Origin of the sequence: Weeksella sp. HMSC059D05, assembly GCF_001809725.1 — a bacterium.
In the GTDB taxonomy this organism is placed as follows: Bacteria; Bacteroidota; Bacteroidia; order Flavobacteriales; family Weeksellaceae; genus Weeksella; species Weeksella virosa.
The window spans coordinates 1-2,235 of record NZ_KV798537.1 but is presented as its reverse complement, the minus strand read 5'-3'; the positions used below and the strand labels follow the sequence as shown (position 1 = coordinate 2,235).

The 2,235-nt window shown below is 37.8% G+C and carries 2 protein-coding genes and 1 pseudogene; 1 reads left to right on the top strand and 2 read right to left on the bottom strand.

Going from position 1 to position 2,235, the window contains the following annotated elements:
* A pseudogene (locus HMPREF2660_RS06005) lies at positions 1-349 on the bottom strand (hypothetical protein); the annotation flags it as partial.
* On the bottom strand, positions 336-1,538 hold the full coding sequence (locus tag HMPREF2660_RS06000) for a CHC2 zinc finger domain-containing protein (RefSeq protein WP_083299074.1): 1,203 nt from the start codon (positions 1,536-1,538) through the stop codon (positions 336-338). The pseudogene HMPREF2660_RS06005 and the gene HMPREF2660_RS06000, both read right to left, overlap by 14 nt.
* Positions 1,539-1,678: 140 nt before the next feature.
* Here HMPREF2660_RS06000 and HMPREF2660_RS05995 point away from each other — a divergent pair, with 140 nt between their 5' ends.
* Positions 1,679-2,044 carry a helix-turn-helix domain-containing protein gene (locus HMPREF2660_RS05995; RefSeq protein ID WP_070486119.1) on the top strand — a complete coding sequence of 122 codons (366 nt, stop codon included), beginning with the start codon at positions 1,679-1,681 and terminating at the stop codon, positions 2,042-2,044.
* Positions 2,045-2,235: the final 191 nt, after the last annotated feature.

The following is a 2,235-nucleotide window of genomic DNA, read 5'->3' as shown; positions in this document are numbered from 1 at the left end:
TGATTTCGGAAATTCCTTTGTTCAAATCTTTTGTTAAATTTCCGTTTTCATCGTAAGCATAATCATTCCCCGTGTTTGTTCCGTCTTTAAAACCGCTTGCATGCGAGACTTTGTCTTTTACTTTCAGCAATTTGTTGGAGTTGGCTTGATAGGTATATTCCAAATCATCAATGTAAACCGTGTTATTATTAAGATCTTGATTGCCAGAACGTAAGACGCTTTTGATGTTACCGTTGTGGTCATATTGCAAACTCTCGTTATAGGCATTTACCACTTGGTAATTTCCTTTGGTGTAAGCAGCATCCAATAATCGGTTGAGTCCATCGTAAGCATAATCATAGCTTCTCACCGTTGGATTGTTGGCTGATTTCCATCTGGTTTCGGAAATGTTTCCGTTTCAAAAAATCTAGCGGTGAGCCACCGCCGGCAATTATTTTTTCTTTGGGTTCTTCTGATTTATTTTTTTCTTCAGATGAAAAAATAAGTTCGGTTCGATTATTTAAAAGTTCAATAAATATGCTCTCATCGTGTCCCTGTAAGGTTTCGTTGATGTCTTTGTTTATCGGTTCTGCTGTGGTTAATTTCAGTTTCGGGTATTCGCTCCCAAGCATTGCTCCGTATTTCTTAACCGCCTCTTTTCCTGCTGTATCGTTGTCAAAAAAGAAAATGATTTCTTCTAACTGCGGTAAATCCTTTATTGCCTGTTGGTGTTCTTCGGTTAGTCCGTTCGTTCCGTAACAAGCCAATACACTGTAATTATCCGCTATTTCTTTTATCTGCAACAAACTTGCTCCGTCAATAATGCTTTCCGTTACTATCAGCTTTTTGGTGTTCTTATCGGGATAATTTGGATATAAGCCTTTGCGGTTCTTTAGATAAAAATGTCTGCTTTCCTTATCGTTTAACGTACTTCTAAAATACAATCCTGTTACTTCATTATCCTTATTTTTGAGAGCAAAGCAAATGCACCATTTCCCAAAAACTCCGTAAGCTTTCTCTCCAGTTCTGCCTAATATGTTTTTATCAATCAATAATCCGTACTCCAAACATTGGTTTATTAATTGTTCGTCCCGCCTTGCCCCGTGATGGAACTGCCCCGCATTGTAGCCGATTTCGATTTTCTTATGGTCTAAATTTCTTTGCTGTAAATAATCCTTTGCAGGTTTTGAGTTGCTGACCGCATTTTTAAAGTATTGGTACATATTCCCTAAAAACTGTTCTCGGCTTAATTCGGGTTGATAGCGTTCTTTGCTGTTCGGTTCTGTGTAACCGATGATTTCCTTTGCTTTGTTGATAGCTCCGGATTTTGTTGAGTTCTCTTTGTGCATTATAAAGTCTATCACGTCCATACTTTTTCCGTGTGTTTTACAGTTGGAGCTAAAGCAATATGCCGTCTGCGTTTTGTAATACACCTGCATACTCGGGGTTTTGTCCTCGTGGAACGGACAATTTATTCTGCTCTGCTTGTCGGTCTTTAAGCCGTAGTAGTGCAGTACGTTGGCTATCGTGAGCTTTTGTTTTATCTCGGTTATTTCCATACTAAAATTATTTATTGTCGTTTTTGACCAATGCAAATGCAAAATAAAATTTCCGATTATGACAATTTAAAAAGGTCAAATAAATTAACTTATTGCATATAATTGTCAAAAAGACTAATTTTGAAGCAAATATTCACGTGATGACGGTAGGAGAAAAAATAAAACAGATCCGTAAGGATAAAGGACTGCAACAAAAAGCCGTAGCCCTTGAGGTCGGTTTAGACCAAAGCAATTACAACAAAATTGAAAACGGCAAACGTGAGCCGTCTGTGGAAGTTCTGCAAAAGCTCTCGGGGATTTTCGGCATTACCGTTGACGAGCTACTGAACCCTGACGACAATAAAAAGCCAACCCCCGTAACTGTCGAAGATAAAACGGTTGCTGAGAAAATAAGACTGGTGGAACAGCTCGAAGAAGAAGATAAAAATGTAATCTACAAAATGCTCGATACTATGTTGACCAAAAAGAAGTTTCAGGATTTCTTTCAGCAAAACATCGCTAAATAATAAAGCCCGGAACTTACCGGGCTTTATTGTCTGATTTGATTTTTTGGTTATTATCAAATACCAGTGTGTTCAACTTTGGTTAAAATCCATTTTTCTTCTTCACAGGAGTATTGAAAAAATACGGTTGAACCCCCTCCATTTACGAAGTGATACATTTTATCTTGTAAATCCCCCAAAAACTCCGACAGTTT

Bases quoted from the DNA above. Each gene is read 5' to 3' on its own strand.
- HMPREF2660_RS06000 (WP_083299074.1), bottom strand. From the start codon at position 1,538: ATGGAAATAACCGAGATAAAACAAAAGCTCACGATAGCCAACGTACTG.
- HMPREF2660_RS05995 (WP_070486119.1), top strand. From the start codon at position 1,679: ATGACGGTAGGAGAAAAAATAAAACAGATCCGTAAGGATAAAGGACTG.